The sequence below is a fragment of the Novosphingobium sp. HNCC26BN242 genome (genome assembly GCF_057180525.1).
In genome coordinates this window covers 749,029-764,846 of the sequence record NZ_JBXUGM010000002.1, presented here as the reverse complement: position 1 = coordinate 764,846, position 15,818 = coordinate 749,029, and the positions used below count along the sequence as shown (strand labels likewise).

At 63.4% G+C, this 15,818-nt stretch carries 20 protein-coding genes; 18 read left to right on the top strand and 2 right to left on the bottom strand.

All coding sequences use genetic code 11. The features are described 5' to 3' along the window. Positions 1–107: 107 nt before the first annotated feature. Entirely contained in the window at positions 108–1,307 is a 1,200-nt protein-coding gene (spt, locus tag AC2A1F_RS11295; protein WP_484208846.1) for a serine palmitoyltransferase, read from the top strand. Next, entirely contained in the window at positions 1,307–2,104 is a 798-nt protein-coding gene (locus AC2A1F_RS11290; protein WP_484208845.1) for an SGNH/GDSL hydrolase family protein, read from the top strand. Before spt ends, AC2A1F_RS11290 begins: the two co-directional genes overlap by 1 nt. 2 nt (positions 2,105–2,106) lie before the next feature. Here AC2A1F_RS11290 and AC2A1F_RS11285 read toward each other — a convergent pair whose 3' ends face one another. Next, positions 2,107–2,715: a pseudouridine synthase gene (locus AC2A1F_RS11285; RefSeq protein WP_484208844.1), complete on the bottom strand. Its 609-nt coding sequence runs from the start codon at positions 2,713–2,715 to the stop codon at positions 2,107–2,109. A 174-nt stretch (positions 2,716–2,889) separates the two neighbouring features. On the opposite strand from AC2A1F_RS11285, the gene AC2A1F_RS11280 reads away from it, so the two are divergent. Further along, the gene (locus AC2A1F_RS11280) at positions 2,890–3,765 is read left to right on the top strand and encodes a MipA/OmpV family protein (protein ID WP_484208843.1); all 876 of its coding nucleotides are present in this window, start codon (positions 2,890–2,892) and stop codon (positions 3,763–3,765) included. Here AC2A1F_RS11280 and AC2A1F_RS11275 read toward each other — a convergent pair. Further along, positions 3,762–4,403, bottom strand: coding sequence for a YqaA family protein (locus tag AC2A1F_RS11275; protein WP_484208842.1), 642 nt, complete (start codon positions 4,401–4,403; stop codon positions 3,762–3,764). The two genes, AC2A1F_RS11280 and AC2A1F_RS11275, sit on opposite strands and share 4 nt — an antisense overlap. 228 nt (positions 4,404–4,631) lie before the next feature. Here AC2A1F_RS11275 and AC2A1F_RS11270 point away from each other — a divergent pair, with 228 nt between their 5' ends. From AC2A1F_RS11270 to AC2A1F_RS11200, 15 genes are all read left to right on the top strand, one after another. Next, on the top strand, positions 4,632–5,129 hold the full coding sequence (locus AC2A1F_RS11270; RefSeq protein ID WP_484208841.1) for a hypothetical protein: 498 nt from the start codon (positions 4,632–4,634) through the stop codon (positions 5,127–5,129). A gap of 52 nt (positions 5,130–5,181) precedes the next feature. Beyond that, positions 5,182–6,441 carry a DNA-packaging protein gene (locus AC2A1F_RS11265; protein WP_484209032.1) on the top strand — a complete coding sequence of 420 codons (1,260 nt, stop codon included), beginning with the start codon at positions 5,182–5,184 and terminating at the stop codon, positions 6,439–6,441. Between the two features lie 79 nt (positions 6,442–6,520). Next, complete coding sequence (locus tag AC2A1F_RS11260; protein ID WP_484208840.1) at positions 6,521–7,684, top strand: phage portal protein; 1,164 nt, start codon at positions 6,521–6,523, stop codon at positions 7,682–7,684. Then, positions 7,681–7,989, top strand: coding sequence for a DUF6127 family protein (locus AC2A1F_RS11255; protein ID WP_484208839.1), 309 nt, complete (start codon positions 7,681–7,683; stop codon positions 7,987–7,989). Before AC2A1F_RS11260 ends, AC2A1F_RS11255 begins: the two co-directional genes overlap by 4 nt. After that, positions 7,986–8,417 (top strand): HK97 family phage prohead protease, encoded by a 432-nt coding sequence (locus tag AC2A1F_RS11250; RefSeq protein WP_484208838.1) that lies wholly within the window; start codon positions 7,986–7,988, stop codon positions 8,415–8,417. Before AC2A1F_RS11255 ends, AC2A1F_RS11250 begins: the two co-directional genes overlap by 4 nt. A gap of 96 nt (positions 8,418–8,513) precedes the next feature. Continuing rightward, entirely contained in the window at positions 8,514–9,659 is a 1,146-nt protein-coding gene (locus AC2A1F_RS11245; protein ID WP_484208837.1) for a phage major capsid protein, read from the top strand. A 101-nt stretch (positions 9,660–9,760) separates the two neighbouring features. Continuing rightward, on the top strand, positions 9,761–10,312 hold the full coding sequence (locus AC2A1F_RS11240; protein ID WP_484208836.1) for a head-tail connector protein: 552 nt from the start codon (positions 9,761–9,763) through the stop codon (positions 10,310–10,312). Next, complete coding sequence (locus tag AC2A1F_RS11235; protein ID WP_484208835.1) at positions 10,309–10,470, top strand: hypothetical protein; 162 nt, start codon at positions 10,309–10,311, stop codon at positions 10,468–10,470. The genes AC2A1F_RS11240 and AC2A1F_RS11235 overlap by 4 nt, the downstream gene beginning before the upstream one ends. 4 nt (positions 10,471–10,474) lie before the next feature. Continuing rightward, entirely contained in the window at positions 10,475–10,870 is a 396-nt protein-coding gene (locus tag AC2A1F_RS11230; RefSeq protein ID WP_484208834.1) for a DUF3168 domain-containing protein, read from the top strand. 28 nt (positions 10,871–10,898) lie between these two features. Next, positions 10,899–11,306 (top strand): phage major tail protein, TP901-1 family, encoded by a 408-nt coding sequence (locus AC2A1F_RS11225; protein ID WP_484208833.1) that lies wholly within the window; start codon positions 10,899–10,901, stop codon positions 11,304–11,306. After that, positions 11,306–11,620, top strand: a complete 315-nt coding sequence (locus AC2A1F_RS11220; protein ID WP_484208832.1) for a gene transfer agent family protein — start codon at positions 11,306–11,308, stop codon at positions 11,618–11,620. The genes AC2A1F_RS11225 and AC2A1F_RS11220 overlap by 1 nt, the downstream gene beginning before the upstream one ends. Then, complete coding sequence (locus AC2A1F_RS11215) at positions 11,617–11,814, top strand: phage tail assembly chaperone (protein ID WP_484208831.1); 198 nt, start codon at positions 11,617–11,619, stop codon at positions 11,812–11,814. The genes AC2A1F_RS11220 and AC2A1F_RS11215 overlap by 4 nt, the downstream gene beginning before the upstream one ends. Continuing rightward, positions 11,804–12,379: a tail tape measure protein gene (locus AC2A1F_RS11210; protein ID WP_484208830.1), complete on the top strand. Its 576-nt coding sequence runs from the start codon at positions 11,804–11,806 to the stop codon at positions 12,377–12,379. The genes AC2A1F_RS11215 and AC2A1F_RS11210 overlap by 11 nt, the downstream gene beginning before the upstream one ends. Before the next feature lie 16 nt (positions 12,380–12,395). Continuing rightward, a complete protein-coding gene (locus AC2A1F_RS11205; RefSeq protein ID WP_484208829.1) occupies positions 12,396–14,735 on the top strand; it encodes a DUF2460 domain-containing protein in 2,340 nt (779 codons plus the stop codon). Beyond that, positions 14,732–15,547, top strand: a complete 816-nt coding sequence (locus AC2A1F_RS11200; RefSeq protein WP_484208828.1) for a DUF2163 domain-containing protein — start codon at positions 14,732–14,734, stop codon at positions 15,545–15,547. The genes AC2A1F_RS11205 and AC2A1F_RS11200 overlap by 4 nt, the downstream gene beginning before the upstream one ends. The last annotated feature ends 271 nt before the right edge of the window (positions 15,548–15,818 follow it).

Genomic DNA, 15,818 nt, shown 5'->3' with positions numbered 1-15,818 from the left:
CCATCCCGCTCATGCTGAGCTTGTCGAAGCATATGGCGCTGCGCAAGCGTCCTTCGACAAGCTCAGGACGAGCGAAGAGGCGTGGATTTCAGGATTAGAGATCGAAGATGACCGACCTTTTTTCAAAGTTCGACCCGCTGATCGAACAGCGCCGTGCATTGCTGGCGGGCGGCGTGGAAGACCCGTTCAATCTGGTGATGGAGCGGGTGATTTCGCCCACGGTGGCGGTGTGCAATGGGCGCGAGACGATCCTGCTGGGCACCTACAACTACATGGGCATGACCTTTGACCCGGACGTGATCGCCGCGGGCAAGCAGGCGCTGGACGATTACGGTTCAGGCACGACCGGCAGCCGCGTGCTGAACGGCACTTATGCCGGGCACCGGGCCTGCGAAGAGGCGCTGAAAGAGTTTTACGGCATGGACCACGCAATGGTCTTTTCCACCGGGTATCAGGCCAACCTTGGCATCATCAGCACGATGGCCGGCAAGGGCGATTACATCATCCTCGATATCGATAGCCACGCCTCCATCTGGGACGGCTGCAAGATGGGCGATGCCGAGGTTGTGCCGTTCAAGCACAACGACATCGTGGCGATGGAAAAGCGCCTGAAGCGCGTGCCCGAAGGCGCGGGCAAGCTGGTGATCCTTGAGGGCGTCTATTCGATGCTGGGCGATATTGCCCCGCTGAAGGAAATGATCCGCGTGGCCAAGGAACACGGCGCGATGGTGCTGGTGGACGAGGCGCATTCGATGGGCTTTATCGGCCCCAATGGGCGCGGCGTGGCCGAAGATCAGGGCTGCCTGGATCAGGTAGACTTCGTGATCGGCACGTTTTCCAAGTCGGTCGGCACAGTGGGTGGTTTTTGCGTTTCCAACCACCCGAAGTTTGAAATTCTACGGCTGGTGTGCCGCCCTTACGTGTTCACAGCCTCCCTGCCGCCCAGCGTGATGCACACAGCCACGACCAGCATCCGCAAGCTGATGCACGGTGAGGCCAAGCGCGCGCATTTGTGGGAAAATTCCCGCACGCTGCATCAGGGCCTGCGCGACAAGGGCTTTTCGCTGGGCACGCCCGAGGCACAGAGCGCGATCATTGCGGTGATCATGCCCGATCTGGAGCGCGGCGCGGCGATGTGGGAAGCGCTGCTGCACGAAGGCCTTTACGTGAACCTCGCCCGCCCGCCCGCCACACCCGCCGGGATGACACTGCTGCGCTGTTCGCTGTGCGCGGAACATTCAGCCGATCAGGTGCAGACGATCATCGGCATGTTCGAGCGCGCCGGGAAGGCTGTGGGGATTATCTGATGCGGTTTGGATTGGCCGCATTGCTGGCGTTGGTAGCGACGCCGGCAATGGCGCAGAATGGGCCGCCTGCGGTGGTGACGCCGCCGGGCGAAGGCATGATGGACAAGCCCTGCCCTGCCGACCAGCGCGCGCTGAACTTTGCTCATCCATATGTCCGCCAATACGACTGGGCGTGGCAGTGCCGCTTCGCCGAAGCGGACAAACAACTGGCGCAAGCCCCGCGCGTGGTGTTCATCGGCGATTCGATCACCGAGGGCTGGATCGGCCTTGCGCCATCGCTGTTCGTCAGCGGCGCGGTGGGGCGTGGAATCAGCGGGCAGACCAGCCCGCAGATTCTGGTGCGGTTCTATCAGGATGTAGTGCGGCTGCGGCCAAAGGTTGTGCACATCATGATCGGCACCAACGATATCGCGGGCAATACCGGCCCCAGCAGCGCCGAAATGTACACCAACCACATCGCCGCGATGGTCGATATGGCGCGGGCCAATGGCATTGCCGTGGTGATCGGCAGCATCCTTCCAGCGGCGAAGTTTCCGTGGAAGCCGCAGCTTGCGCCTGCAAAACAGGTGGTAATGCTGAATGCGTGGCTGAAGGACTTTGCCAAGCTGCGCGGCGCGGTGTTTGCCGATTATCACTCCGCGCTGGTCAATGCCGAGGGCGGGATGAACCCGGACGTGGCGCCGGATGGGATACACCCGAACGCGAAGGGTTACGCCGTGATGGAGCCGATTGCGCGCGCGGCGATTGCCGAGGCGGAGAAGCTGGGCGTCAAGAAGCAGGTGGCCGGGAAGCGCTGAGTCTAGCGGTTTCGGGTAGGTGCGGGTGCCCCTCCACTATGCTGCGCATGGTCCCCCTCCCCGTGCCGGGTAGGAATTTCGCGCCATTCGCCGGGGGCGAGGCCTTCGAGGGACCAATCTCCGATTTGCCAGCGGACGAGGCGCAAGGTGGGGTGGCCCACCGCAGCGGTCATGCGGCGGATCTGGCGGTTGCGGCCTTCGCGGATGGTGAGACGTACCCAAGTGTCCGGGATGGATTTGCGCACGCGGATCGGCGGGTCGCGCGGCCAGAGCGCGGGGTCTTCTATCAGGTTGGCCTCGGCGGGGAGAGTCAGTCCGTCTTTGAGGCGCACGCCTTTGCAAAGGGCATTTAGTGCAGCGTCGTCGGGCACGCCTTCGACTTGCGCGAGGTAGGTTTTGGGCAGTTTAAAGCGCGGGTCCGCAATGCTGGCTTGCAGGCGGCCATCATCGGTCAGCAGGAGCAGGCCTTCGCTATCATGGTCCAGACGGCCTGCGGGGTAGACGCCGGGATAATCTATGAAGTCTGCCAGTGTCGGACGTGGCGGGCCGGTGCGTTCATCGGTGAACTGGCACAGGACGCCGAAGGGTTTGTTGAATGCGATAAGGGCCATGGCGCTGCATAGGCGGCAAGACGTGGTGCGGCAATTGCGTTCGAAGGGGATTGGCAGCGGGCCGGGCGCGCTAGTGGCCTTGGCCATGTTTCGATACAGAGACGACAAGTCCGGTTCAGGTTGCCCGGTGCATAGCGCTGGCAAGCGTCTTACTGACATCAGGGAGAATAAGGCATGCGTTTGGTTCAGGCAGCAATTGCGCCACTGCTGGCATTGGCCATGACGCAACCGGTTCTGGCACAGACCGCGCCTGCTTTGCCTGCGGGCGCTCCTGCAGCGGCGGGCGCGCGGCCTGCTGGGCCGCCGATGCAGCCGCAGGGTTGGACCATGACGGTGGGCGTGGCCCCGCTGTTCGGGATGGCGTGGCAGGGATCAAAGGACACCGCGCTTTCGGTTTTTCCCGATTTGCGCATCAATTACAAAGACACGCTGTTCCTCTCCGTGCCCGATGGACTGGGCTGGAACGCGGTGAATGCCGATGGCTGGAAGGCTGGGCCGCTGGTGAAGCTGCGGTTTGGCCGCAATGAGAGCAACGGCGGATCGCCCTTTCAGCTGGCAGGGGGCAGTGATGCGCTGATTGGCATGGGCGATATTGGCGTGGCCGGTGAGGCAGGCGGCTTTGTGGAAAAGCGCTTTGGCACCAGGCAACAGTGGCGCGCGCGTGCCGAGGTGCGGCAGGGCTTTGGTGCGCATCAGGGCGTGGTGGGTGATGTTCAAGCCACTTATTCCGGGCGCACGGGCAAGGTGATCTATTCGGTGGGACCACGCGCCACTTTTGCCACGACGGATTACATGCAGACCTATTTTGGGGTGGACGCTGGGCAGGCGGCGCGGACCGGCCTTGCCGTTTCGCGGCCTGATGGCGGGCTCGTGTCCTATGGCATTGGCGGGAACGTGATTCGCCCGCTCGACCGGCGGCGCGTGGTGACACTGTTTGCAGGCATGGACCGGCTGGGCGGGGAACCTGCCGGATCATCGCTGATCCGCGAGCGCGGGCAGCGCACGCAGTTTACGGTTGGGCTGGGATACGGTTTCCGCTTCGGGCTTTAGGCTGGATTGATTGGCGCGGCCAACTCGCACTTGGCCTTGGTTTCCGCCGATTCGCCGCCGCCGAGCATGGTGACGGCGAGGAAACCGCCGACGACGAGCAGCACGAAGCCGATGGTGACAAGGCCCAGATACTTGTCGATGAAGCGCTTGATCGGGGCACCGAACAGGCGGAACAGCACGCCCACGATCATGAAGCTGATCGAGCGACTTACAATGCTCGAAAGGATGAACGGGACCAGCGGCATCTGGATGAAGCCGGCGGTGATCGTCAGCAATTTGAACGGGATGGGCGTTGCGCCCTTGAGCATGATGATCTCCGCCCCGTATTCGCGCAGGTAACACGCGGCTTTGGGGAAGCTTTCGGCCAAGCCCAATGCGGCGAGCAATTGTGTGCCGACGGTATCATAGAGGCCGTAGCCGATTGCATAGCCGAGCATGCCGCCCATGACCGAGGCGATCGTGGCGATAGCAGCAAAACGGACGGCCTTTTTGGGTTCTGCCAGGCACATCAGGCCGAGCAGCGGGTGCGGCGGGATCGGGAAGAAGCTCGCTTCCATGAACGCGAATAGTGCCAGCCACCATTCGGCGTGGGGGTGCGCGGCCTTGGCCATCGTCCATTCATAGAGGCGGCGAAGCATCAGGCACCCGTCCGTTGTTGCACTGCGGTATGGGGCGGCATTTAGGGCAGTGTCGCGCTTTCTGCCAGCGGAAATGCCATGAACCTATTTGGCACTTTTTGATTGACATCGTCACGCTCATTCGGTACATAACAGGAACATCGCGAAAGACCGAGTCGCTCCGGGAGACGGAGGACGGGCTGCGAAGTGCCTTTTGACCAGTTCACCCAAATTCAAGGATGGGCACGCATGGCCGGATCGACTCCGCCTGCGTCCGGCAAGAACCGGACGCGGATTTCTGCTGCGCACAGGACATCGGACAAACCGAACAATCGCCATTGGAGAACGCATTTTCTGGCCGCGCTGGCAGAGACATCAAATGTGAGCGCGGCGGCACGGGCCGCCAAGATCGATCCCAGCCACGCCTATAAGCTGAAGCGGACCGAGCACGAATTTGCCGCGCAATGGCGCGAAGCGCTGTGCGAGGGATACGACCTGCTGGAGATGGAAGTGCTGCACCGGTTGCGCTTTGGCGAAGCCAAGGATGGGGAAGCCAAGTTCGACAATGCCACTGCGCTGCGGCTGCTTTCGCAGCACCGCGAGACGGTGGCCAAGGAGCGGGCGATCCGCGACAATTCCGACGTGGAGGTGGTGCGCGCATCATTGCACAAGCGGTTGCTGGACATGCGCGATGAGGTGCTGGCGAGCCGCAAGGCTGCTTTGAGCGAAGGTGCATTGGGTGACTAACGGCTTTCTGACGTGGCTCGCAGAGGCCAGCCACGAGCAGATCGCCGCGCTGATGAAGCGCATTCCAAAGCAGGAGATCGAACAATGGCCCTATGACTGGAAAGTCTGGGGGCGGGCAAGCCAGCAGGCTCCGGCAGGGGACTGGCGCGTGTGGCTGGTCATGGCGGGGCGCGGGTTTGGCAAGACGAGGCTGGGTGCCGAATGGGTGCGCAAGGTGGCCGAAGCCGATCCTGATGCGCGGATCGCGCTAGTGGGAGCATCGCTGCACGAAGCGCGCAGCGTGATGGTGGAAGGCGAAAGCGGACTGCTTTCCATCGGTGCACCTTGGAAAAGGCCCGTGTTTGAAAGTTCGGTGCGGCGGGTGGTGTGGCCAAACGGGGCGCAGGCGTTCCTCTATTCCGCAGGGGAGCCAGAAAGTTTGCGCGGGCCACAGCACAGCCACGCCTGGTGCGACGAGATTGCCAAGTGGGACAACAGTTCAAACCGCGCGATGGCAATGTGGGACAACTTGCTGATGGGGCTTCGGCTGGGCGACGATCCCCGACTGGTGGCGACGACAACGCCGCGCCCGGTGCCGCTGGTGACGCGGATCATTGGCGATGGCGATGATGTGGTGGTGACGCGCGGCAGCACGTTCGACAATGCGCGGAATCTGCCCGCACGGTTTGTGCAAGCCATGCAGCGCAGCTTTGGCGGGACCACGCTGGGGCGGCAGGAATTGCTGGGCGAGATGATCGAGGATCTGGCAGGCGCGCTATGGAGCCGCAGCCTTGTCGAATCTGCCCGCGAAGATGCGGCACCGCCGATGATGCGTGTGGTGGTGGGGGTTGATCCGCCTGCCAGTGCGCATGGCGATGCCTGCGGGATCGTGGTCTGCGGGATCGGGGATGACCGGATTGCGCGGGTGCTGGCCGACTGTTCGGTGGAACAGGCCAGCCCCGAGCGATGGGCCCGCGCCGTTGCAAATGCCGCCCGCGCCTGGTCAGCCGACCGGGTTGTGGCCGAGGCGAACCAAGGGGGCGAGATGGTGGGCGCAGTGTTGCGCGCTGCCGAAGCGACGCTGCCTTTGCGCCTTGTCCATGCGAGCCGAGGCAAGACGGCGCGGGCCGAGCCGGTGGCGGCGCTTTATGAAGCAGGGCGCGTGCGCCACGCAGGGATTTTTCCGAAGCTGGAGGACGAGCTGTGCGGATTGATGCCGGGCGGTGAGTATCAAGGGCCGGGGCGATCTCCTGACAGAGCTGATGCCTGTGTCTGGGCGCTGACCGAGCTGATGCTGGGGCAGCAGGCGGAGCCGCGCATCTGGTTTGATTGAGGGGTTGGGCAACATGCCCTCCCCCGACCCCTCCCGCAGGCGGGAGGGGAGTTTTCAGTTCTATTGCGAAAGGGACATCATGTCGTTCTTTCAATCGCTTGCCGCTGCCTTCAAGGGTGAGGCGGTGACGCCGCGTGCGCCGCTGGGGCGCAGTTTTATCTCGCCTTGGGTCGCCGCTTCGGATTGGCGCGGGGACACCGCGAGAGGGCCGATCAACTATCCGGTGGCGATCCGCGAGGCCTATTTGCGCAATCCGGTGGCGCAGCGGGCGGTGCGGCTGGTGGCCGAGGGAATCGGTGGTGCGCCGGTCAAGGCTTCGGACCCGGCGTTGCTGGCGCTGGTGAGTGAAACCAGTGCGGGGCAGCCATTGCTGGAGACGCTGGCGGCGCATTTGATGCTGCATGGCAATGGCTATGTGCAAGTGCTGCGCGATGCCGATGGCGTGCCGGTGGAGTTGTTTGCGCTACGGCCCGAGCGGGTGACGGTGATCCCCGATGCGGGGGGATGGCCTGCAGCCTTTGCCTACAAAGTGGGCGAAAAGGCGATGCGAATAGAGGCGCTGGACGATTTCGGACGGGCCAATCTGATCCATGTGAAGCACTTTCATCCGGTCGATGACCATTACGGTGCGGGCTGCCTGGAGGCGGCGGAAGAAGCCGTGGCTATTCATAACGCTGCAGCACGTTGGAACCGGGCCTTGCTGGAAAATGCGGCGCGGCCATCGGGGGCGCTGGTCTATGATCCGGGTGAGCCGGGGGCGGCGCTGACCGCCGACCAGTTCGAGCGGATCAAGGGTGAGCTGACCACGGCCTATTCGGGCATGGGCAATGCCGGGCGGCCGATGCTGCTGGAAGGCGGGCTGCGCTGGCAGGCATTGGCGCTGACCCCGGCGGACATGGACTTTGCCACGCTGAAAGCGGCGGCGGCACGCGACATTGCGCTGGCGTTTGGCGTGCCGCCAATGCTGCTGGGGATTCCGGGCGACAATACGTATGCCAATTACCGCGAGGCCAACCGGGCGCTGTGGCGGCTGACGCTGCTGCCGGTGGCGGGCAAGATCTTGAGCGCGCTGGCCGAAGGGCTGAAGCCGTGGTTTGCCGATGCAAACCTGACGGTAGATCTGGATGGCGTTCCGGCGCTGGCCGAAGACCGGGAGCGGCTCTGGGCGCAAGTGGCGGGGGCAGATTTCCTGTCTGCTGACGAAAAGCGCGGGCTACTCGGGCTTGATCAGGTGCAGGCATGACCCGCGAGGATATGCTGGCGCGGCTGATTGCGCAGGCGGGTGACGAGGGCACCGATCTGGTGACCTTGCGGGCTATCGTCGAGGAAGCATCGGACATGGGCGCGGTGCGGGCGCTGAACCGCATGGGGCTGGGCGATGATGATGCGCATAGCGATCTGGCTGAATTGCGCCAACTGCTGGGCGCGTGGCGCGATGCCAAGGCGAGCGCGTGGAAGGCGGCGATTGGCTGGGTAGTGCGGGCAATGCTGGCGCTGCTGCTGTTTGCCATCGCGGTGCGGCTGGGTTCGGCGGAGCTGGTGCGATGAAGGCGCCGCTCCGGTTTGCCGGATACGCGGCGGTGTTCCGCAAGCGCGACAGCGGCGGCGACACGATCATGCCCGGCGCCTTCAAGGGCAGCCTTGAGCGGCGGCTGGCCGAAGGGCTGCGCCTGCCGCTGCTATGGCAGCACCGGCCCGACCAGCAAATCGGCTGGATCGAAAGCGCTGGCGAGGACGAGCGCGGCCTGCGCGTGGTGGCGCGGGTGGATGCGACCGATTCTGCTGCAGCGCGAGCGTTAAAGCAGGGCGCAGTGGACGGGCTTTCGTTCGGATACCGCGTGTTGCACGGCCGGGCGCTACCGGGCGGGCGCGAGCTGAACGATCTGGAAATCATCGAGGTGAGCCTGGTGACCCGGCCGATGCAGCCGCTGGCACGGGTGCATTACGTGGAAGACGGTGAGCAGGCTGCGGCCTGATCGGCACCGACCCATCCCCTTTTTGAAGACAACCGAAGTCCCCCTCAGGCCGACCGTTGCGGCGACCTGTTTCATGCAGAAAGGACGATTAGCCACATGGAAAATCTGGACATCGAGACCAAGGCGGATGCGCTGACTGGTTCGTTTGACATTGTCGAGCGGCAGGAAGCCCATGATGCCGCGATTGCTGCACTGCGCAGCGAAGTGGAGGAAGTGAAGGGTCGCATCGAGAAAGCGGGGCGCGCGGCAGTGCGTCCGATGCTGGGTGGTGCAGCAGATGCCGGGCGTGATCTGACCGGCTTTATCGACGGTTATGTCCGCACGGGCCGCGAGACCGAACTCAAGGCGCTTTCGGGCACAGTCGGTGCCGATGGCGGCTTTGCCATTCCGCAGCAGATCGACGCGATGATTGCGCGCCGTCTGGTGGAAATCAGCCCGATCCGCAGTGTGGCCAGTGTGGTGCGCACGGGCACTTCGGGGTTCCGCCGTCTGGTTTCAACCGGTGGTGCGGCTTCGGGCTGGGTGAGCGAAACCGGCGCTCGCCCCGAAACGGCCAGCCCCAAGCTGGCCGAGATCGTGCCGCCATCGGGTGAGCTTTATGCCAACCCCTCGGCGACGCAGGCCATGCTGGACGATGCGGCGTTTGACGTGGAAGGCTGGCTGGCCAATGAAATCGCCACCGAGTTTGCCCGCGCCGAAGGGGCGGCATTCGTCAATGGCACGGGCGTGAATCAGCCGCGCGGCTTTCTGGCTGCGCCGACCAGCACGGCAGGCGATGCGGCCCGCACCTTCGGTTCGCTGCAGTTCATCGGATCGGGCAATGCCACCGGGTTCGATGCATCGCCCGAGGCCAAGCTGATCGATCTGGTGTTCCAGCTTAAAGCTCCGCTGCGGCAGGGTGCGGCATGGGTGATGAATTCGGCCACGCTGGCGGTGATCCGCAAGCTGAAGACATCGGATGGCGCGTTCCTGTGGCAGCCGGGCCTGATCGAAGGTCAGCCGGACCGTTTGCTGGGTTATCCCGTGGTCGAAGCCGAAGACATGCCGGATGTGGCGGCAGGTGCCTTCCCAATCGCATTCGGCAACTTCCGAGCGGGGTATCTGATTGCGGAGCGTCAGCAGACCACGATCCTGCGCGATCCCTACACCAACAAGCCCTACGTCCAGTTCTATGCCACCCGCCGCGTGGGTGGGCAGGTGATGGACAGCGACGCGATCAAACTGCTGCGTATCGCGGCCTGATGGTGATGACCGGGCGCGCATAATCGCGCGTTCGGTTGGCCTGCAGCGGTTCCCCCTCCCGCTGCAGGCCCCCTTTTTTCCCACTTTGACCGGAGATTGCCATGATGCGGGCAATTGTTGCGCCGCCAGCCTTGGCTTCGGCCGCGCTGAGCGAACTCAAGGCCTGGCTGGGAATCAGCCGGTCGACCGACGATGCAGAACTTCTGGCCCTGCTGCGCACTGCGCTGGATCTGTGCGAGGGCTTTACCGGCACGATGCCGCTGCAAACGGGCTGCGAGGAAGTGCTGGCAGCGCGTGGTGATTGGCAGGCGCTTTCAGCACAACCTGTTCACGCGATTACGGCACTGGCCGCGCTGGACACGGCTGGAGCACGGACAGCGCTGGCGGCGGGCGATTATGAATTCGACATTGACGCTGATGGGCGCGGGCTGGTGCGACTTGCGCGGCCAATCGCGCAGCGCCGGATGATCGTCACTTATACCGCAGGGCTGGCTGATGACTGGGCGGGCCTTCCCGAAGCGATCCGGCACGGCGTGATCCGGCTGGCCGCCCACCAGCATCGCGCGCGCGATGACGAGAAGAAATCGGAAGCCCTACCACCTGCGGCCATCGCCGCGCTGTGGCGTCCGTGGCGACGGATGCGGCTGGCATGATCAGGGCAGAAGCAACGCAGATCGGACCGCTGGTGCAGCGGCTGATCGAGAAAGCCGAAGCGCTGGCCAAGGCGCGCGCGGTGCTGATGGCACGGCGGCGCGATGCGCGCACTTTGCGCAAAGCGCGCCTGTTGTGGCCGCTGTTTGGAGAGGATTAGACTTATGGAAATCCCCTTTCGCGCGGTGCTGATTGGCTGGCTGGCGAGTGATCCGGCATTGTCTGGCGCACTGAACGCGGTGGTCGAAGAAGCGCCGTTACGCACCGCCCTGCCCTGGCTGGCACTGACCACCAGCGCGAGCACCAACTGGGGCACCAAGACGCTGGCGGGGCGCGAGATCCGCGTGGCGCTGGAGCTGAATTTCCGCAGCGATGATCCGCTGGGCGGCGCGGCGCTGGTTTCGGCCATCGAAGCGCGGGTGGAGGGCCTGCCCGCGGACCAGTCTGCCGCCGGATTTCGTGTGGCCAGCCTGAACCTGTTGCGGGCGCGGGCCGAGCAGCGTGGCGAGGCGCTGCGCGTGGTGGTGCTGGAATACCGGGCGCGCGTGATGGCGGCCTGAACACCCATTCTTTCAAAGGAGAACTGACATGGCAGCCCAGAAGGGAAGCGCGTTTCTGCTGAAGATCAGCGATGGCGCGGCAACGCCGACTTACAACACCGTAGCGGGTCTGCGCACAACCCAGATGTCGATCAACGGTGAAGCGGTGGTGATTACCAGCAAGGATTCGGGCGGCTGGCGCGAATTGCTGACCGGTGCGGGCACACGATCGGTAACGGTGAGCGCGGCGGGGATTTTCCTGGGCAGTACAGCCGAGGGCCAAGTGCGGGGCAATGCGCTGGCGGGCACAATCGCCGACTATGAGCTTTCGTTCGAAGGCGGTGAGCGGATGCGGGGCAAGTTTCTGGTCCAGCGGCTCGATTATTCCGGCGATTTCAATGGCGAGCGCAATTACACAATGACGCTCGAAAGCTCGGGCGTGGTGGCGCAAGTCTGATGGTGGACGCAGCAAATCCCCATCGCGGGGAAGCGGTGCTGATGCTGGGCGGGCAACCGCTGGTGCTGCGCCCGACATTTGGCGCGCTGGTGGCGGCCGAAGAAGAGCTTGGGCCGCTGTTTGCGCTGGTGGAGCGGGCAAGCGCGGGGCAGTTGCGTTTGGGCGAAATGGTCGCGCTGTTCTGGCACTGCCTGCGCGACCGCAGCGGGCTGGAGCGCGCCGACTTTGCCGAGGCGGTGGCGCGCGAAGGCCTTGCCGCCTGCACGCCGGTGCTGCGTGCACTGATCGTGCAGGTGCTGAAGGGCAGCGGATGAGCGCGCGGTTCGGGGCGGCGGCGGCGAAGCTTTCGGGCCATGCCGCGCTGCTGCTGGGCTGGACGCCTGACACGTTCTGGAGCGCAACGCCCGAGGAACTGGCCACGATACTGATCGCATTGCGCGCACCTGAAGGTGAAGCGGTGGATCGCAGCACAATCGATAGACTGATGGAGGCAGACCGTGGTGGATGAACTCGACACGCTGATGATCGATGTGCGCGCAAATACCTCGGGCTTCACGGCTGATGTGGCGCAGATGCGGGGCAGTTTTGATTCGATCCTGGTGGACGGGTTCGGGCGCGCCGGGGACACGCTGGAGCGCGGGCTTCTAGGAGCAATTCGGCGTGGGTCACTGGGGTTCGAAGACCTGCGGCGTGTGGCGTTGAACGTGATGGGCGATATTGCGGCGCAGGCGGTGAGCGCCGGGATCGGATCATTGGGTGGCGGTGCTGGGGGGCAGTCTGCCGGGATCGGCGGGCTGCTTTCGGGGCTGGTCGGATCGATCTTCGGGCTGCCAGGACGCGCGACCGGCGGTCCAGTGGCACCGGGGCGCGGCTATCTGGTGGGTGAGCGTGGGCCGGAGCTGTTTGTGCCGACATCGGCGGGGCGGGTCGAGCCTTCACTGGGCGGCAAGGGGCGGGACGTGAATGTCTCTATCCGCATCGTCAGCCCGCAAGGCAGCAGCCAGCCGGAAAGCCTGCGCCGTTCGGGCAAGCAGGTGGCGCAGGCAGTGCGCCGGGCGCTGAGCGACTTCTGACAGCTAAGGACATGGCATGACATACTGGCTGGCCAAGCGCCGAACGGTGCAGCAGACCGATACGATTCAGCGCTTCGATCCGCGTTTCTGGACGGTGAACTTTCCAAGGCCCGCAATGGCATCGGTGGTAACGACCGCACCCGATGCGCTGCGGGTGGATGCGGTGTTCCGCAAGGCCGATGACCTGATCGGGCTGATCTGGGAATCGGAGGACAAGTGGGACCATCCGCTGCTATCCTATGAAACGAAGCGCGATTATTCGCGGCTGACGCTGTCGTTTCGCTGGCGATCGGCAGGTGTATTGCCGCTGGATGCGGTGAACGGGCCGACACTGACCATCGAAGGCCGCGATGCGGCGGGCAATGCGCGGGCGTGGTATGTTCGGCTGTGGAACTATGCGCAAGGATCGCCGACCGATGCACTGGTGACACTGCGGTTTTCGGAGCTGAGTGGCGGGTTCTTGCTTCCTTCAGAGGCCGATCCAGTGCATCCGGCAGACATCGACCGGTTGTTCATTTCATTGGTGGCTCCGGGGTATGGCGCAGGCAACGTGGCACCCTTTGCCCCGTCGGTTGAGGGCTGGGTCGAGCTGACAGACGTGTCCTGCCAAGGGCACAAACCGATGCTGGCATTGGGCGATGTGATGGTGCCGCCGCACGGGCTTTCGATGTGCACCGGCTATGACGATGCCTACAACCTAAGCCCGGCGCGCGTGCTGCGACAGATCAGAGGTTTGGGTTATCGCGGGAGTATCAACCATTACATCGGGATGAGCCACTTCTATGCGATGGTGCCAGATGGTGCCGGAGGGTTTGTGGTGGACCCGGCTTTGCCTGCAATGAACTCGGCAGCGCGGCGCTGGCACGCAGCGTTTATGGCGGGTGCGGCAGCGATGGGGCACACGGTGATTGCCTCGCAATCATACGAATTGCTGGCACAGAACTGCCCGCCTGCCTGGCAACAGCGCGCTGAAAACGGCGATCCTGCGCGGACGGGCTGGGTTCCGCCATCGGCGCTGCTATCGCCTGCAAATGCGCAGGCTGGGGCTTGGCTGCGCAAAGTGGCTTTATCGCTGGTTGATCTGATGCAGGATGCAGGGCTGCCGGTCAGGTATCAGGTGGGTGAGCCGTGGTGGTGGATGACGCTGGATCGGCGAATCTGCATCTATGACGATGCGGCCAAGGAAGCGTTCGGCGGCAATCTGGTGAGCATCCCCGACATGGGGGCAAACCTGAACGCGGCACAAAAAGCGTTGCTGGATCAAGCCGGTGCCACGCTGGCGCAATCGACCGCCGACCTTTGCGCAGCTGTGAAAGAAGCCGCAGGTGTGGCGGGGGCTGAGACGCTGTTGCTGGCATTCCTGCCGACTGTGCTTGATCCTGTAACGCCCGAAGCCCTGCGTGCGAACCTGCCAGTGGGTTGGGCATCGCCCGCATTCGATACACTGCAGTTAGAGGATTATGACTGGGTTACGGCGGGCAAAGATGCATTGCGGGCGCAGGCGCGGGCAATAGCCGAAGCGCGGCTGAATTATCCGCGTGAACGCCAGCATTACCTTTCGGGCTTTGTGCTGTTGGCAGAAAATGCCGCGACAGAATGGGCGCGGATCGATGATGCGGCCAATGAAGCTGTGGCACTGGGCGTGGCCGAGACATTCGTCTGGGCGCTGCCGCAAGTATCGCGCGACGGATACACCCGCCTTCCGGGAGCCAGTGGAGAAGACACCATGCAATCCTTTGACGATGTCCTGTTCCCGCTGGCGCTGGGACGGGATGCTTCGGTGACGCCGGAATTCTCGACCAATGTGACGATCACGGCATCGGGCTTTGAACGGCGCAACAGCCTCTGGTCGGATGCGCGGATGCGGTTTGATGTAGGACCGGGCGTGCGATCCGATGCAGAACTGGGAGAGCTTATCAGCTTTTTCCGGGCGCGGCGCGGGCAGGCACGCGGGTTTCGGCTGCGCGATCCTTCGGACTTCAGCTCGAATGGCATGACCGGAACCCCGACCCCTGCCGATCAGGTAATTGGTAGCGGCAATGGTGCGACGTCTCACTTTGCGCTGGTGAAGCATTACGGGGAGAGTGTCGATGCGCAGCGTCGCCGAATAACCCGGCCAAGATCCGAGACCCTGCGCGTGAGCATAGATGGGACCGAAACCGGCGACTTCACCCTGGAAGCGCGCGGAATCGTCGCGTTTACCAACGCTCCTCCTACAGGCAGCATTATCAGGGCTGGCTTCCTGTTCGATGTGCCTGTGCGGTTTGCCGAGGATAGCATCGATATCTCGGGGGCGGAATTTGCAGCAGGCGAAGCGCCTAGCGTTCCACTGGTTGAACTGCGAGAAGACGCATGAGCAGGACCTGGTTCAGCCAGCCTCTGGAGACAGTGGCGACATGGTGGCGGATCGAGCGGCGAGATGGAATTGCCCTCGGCTTTACCAGCCATGATCGGGACATCGTTTTTGCCGGCCTGCGCCATCGCACTGCTCCGGGAATGGTTCCATCGGCGATGCGCAAATCAGCATCGCTCGAACTGGATACAGCAGAGATCTCCGGCGCGCTTAGCCATGATGCGATCAGCGAAAGCGATCTGGTCTCCGGGCGTTTTGACGGTGCCAGTATCACCATGGGCTTGGTCGATTGGGAAACGCTTGAAGCAGACAGCCTCTTTGCTGGAACCATTGGCTCAGTCGGGCGGGAGGGTGCGCAGTTTTCGGCGGAACTGGCATCCTTGAAACGCCAGTTGTACCGGGAGCTTGTGCCGCGCACATCGCCGACATGCAGGGCAGAATTCTGCGGCGAGGGCTGCACCCTAACAATCGCGGGCTATACGCATGAAGCCGCGATGACTGGACTGAGCAACGAACGCCTGTGGACAAAGGTGTCCAATCCGCATGCAACAGATTTTCGCTTCGGCTGGTTGAGGCCGGTCGATGGTCCTGACGCAGGCGCACCCTTTCGGATAAGAGCCACACATGAAGACTGGCTGGTGCTTGACCGCCCTCTTTCCGCCGGGACTGAAACCGGAATGCGCGTCATCTTGAAGGAGGGTTGTGATCACACCCTTTCAACTTGCGCACAACGATTTGATAACGCAGTAAATTTCCAGGGCGAACCATTCATGCCAGGGAACGATCTGCTCACGCGTTATCCGGCTGCACAGTAATGCAGCAAGCTTTCGAATGCGCTGCCCGGGAGTTAATTGGCGCTCCATTCAGGTTGCATGGCCGGGATCCAGAAACGGGGCTCGACTGCGTTGGGGTCGTAGCGCAAGCATTGCGCGCATCCGGAAGGCATACGTCTGTGCCTGAGGGCTATTCGCTGAGAAGTGCAAGCTTTTCAAGACTGCTACACTTTGCAGCAGAGAACAATCTCGTGCGCGTCGAACAAGACGGACACGTCGTGCTGTGCATGGTGAATCCGATTCAGCCACACCT

What these genes read in the sequence shown, in the direction of transcription:
- spt (WP_484208846.1), top strand. Translation starts at nt 108, where the DNA reads ATGACCGACCTTTTTTCAAAGTTCGACCCGCTGATCGAACAGCGCCGT.
- AC2A1F_RS11270 (WP_484208841.1), top strand. Translation starts at nt 4,632, where the DNA reads ATGGCCGGATCGACTCCGCCTGCGTCCGGCAAGAACCGGACGCGGATT.
- AC2A1F_RS11260 (WP_484208840.1), top strand. Translation starts at nt 6,521, where the DNA reads ATGTCGTTCTTTCAATCGCTTGCCGCTGCCTTCAAGGGTGAGGCGGTG.
- AC2A1F_RS11250 (WP_484208838.1), top strand. Translation starts at nt 7,986, where the DNA reads ATGAAGGCGCCGCTCCGGTTTGCCGGATACGCGGCGGTGTTCCGCAAG.
- AC2A1F_RS11200 (WP_484208828.1), top strand. Translation starts at nt 14,732, where the DNA reads ATGAGCAGGACCTGGTTCAGCCAGCCTCTGGAGACAGTGGCGACATGG.
- AC2A1F_RS11215 (WP_484208831.1), top strand. Translation starts at nt 11,617, where the DNA reads ATGAGCGCGCGGTTCGGGGCGGCGGCGGCGAAGCTTTCGGGCCATGCC.
- AC2A1F_RS11205 (WP_484208829.1), top strand. Translation starts at nt 12,396, where the DNA reads ATGACATACTGGCTGGCCAAGCGCCGAACGGTGCAGCAGACCGATACG.
- AC2A1F_RS11290 (WP_484208845.1), top strand. Translation starts at nt 1,307, where the DNA reads ATGCGGTTTGGATTGGCCGCATTGCTGGCGTTGGTAGCGACGCCGGCA.
- AC2A1F_RS11280 (WP_484208843.1), top strand. Translation starts at nt 2,890, where the DNA reads ATGCGTTTGGTTCAGGCAGCAATTGCGCCACTGCTGGCATTGGCCATG.
- AC2A1F_RS11240 (WP_484208836.1), top strand. Translation starts at nt 9,761, where the DNA reads ATGATGCGGGCAATTGTTGCGCCGCCAGCCTTGGCTTCGGCCGCGCTG.
- AC2A1F_RS11220 (WP_484208832.1), top strand. Translation starts at nt 11,306, where the DNA reads ATGGTGGACGCAGCAAATCCCCATCGCGGGGAAGCGGTGCTGATGCTG.
- AC2A1F_RS11285 (WP_484208844.1), bottom strand. Translation starts at nt 2,715, where the DNA reads ATGGCCCTTATCGCATTCAACAAACCCTTCGGCGTCCTGTGCCAGTTC.
- AC2A1F_RS11245 (WP_484208837.1), top strand. Translation starts at nt 8,514, where the DNA reads ATGGAAAATCTGGACATCGAGACCAAGGCGGATGCGCTGACTGGTTCG.
- AC2A1F_RS11255 (WP_484208839.1), top strand. Translation starts at nt 7,681, where the DNA reads ATGACCCGCGAGGATATGCTGGCGCGGCTGATTGCGCAGGCGGGTGAC.
- AC2A1F_RS11265 (WP_484209032.1), top strand. Translation starts at nt 5,182, where the DNA reads ATGAAGCGCATTCCAAAGCAGGAGATCGAACAATGGCCCTATGACTGG.
- AC2A1F_RS11225 (WP_484208833.1), top strand. Translation starts at nt 10,899, where the DNA reads ATGGCAGCCCAGAAGGGAAGCGCGTTTCTGCTGAAGATCAGCGATGGC.
- AC2A1F_RS11230 (WP_484208834.1), top strand. Translation starts at nt 10,475, where the DNA reads ATGGAAATCCCCTTTCGCGCGGTGCTGATTGGCTGGCTGGCGAGTGAT.
- AC2A1F_RS11275 (WP_484208842.1), bottom strand. Translation starts at nt 4,403, where the DNA reads ATGCTTCGCCGCCTCTATGAATGGACGATGGCCAAGGCCGCGCACCCC.
- AC2A1F_RS11235 (WP_484208835.1), top strand. Translation starts at nt 10,309, where the DNA reads ATGATCAGGGCAGAAGCAACGCAGATCGGACCGCTGGTGCAGCGGCTG.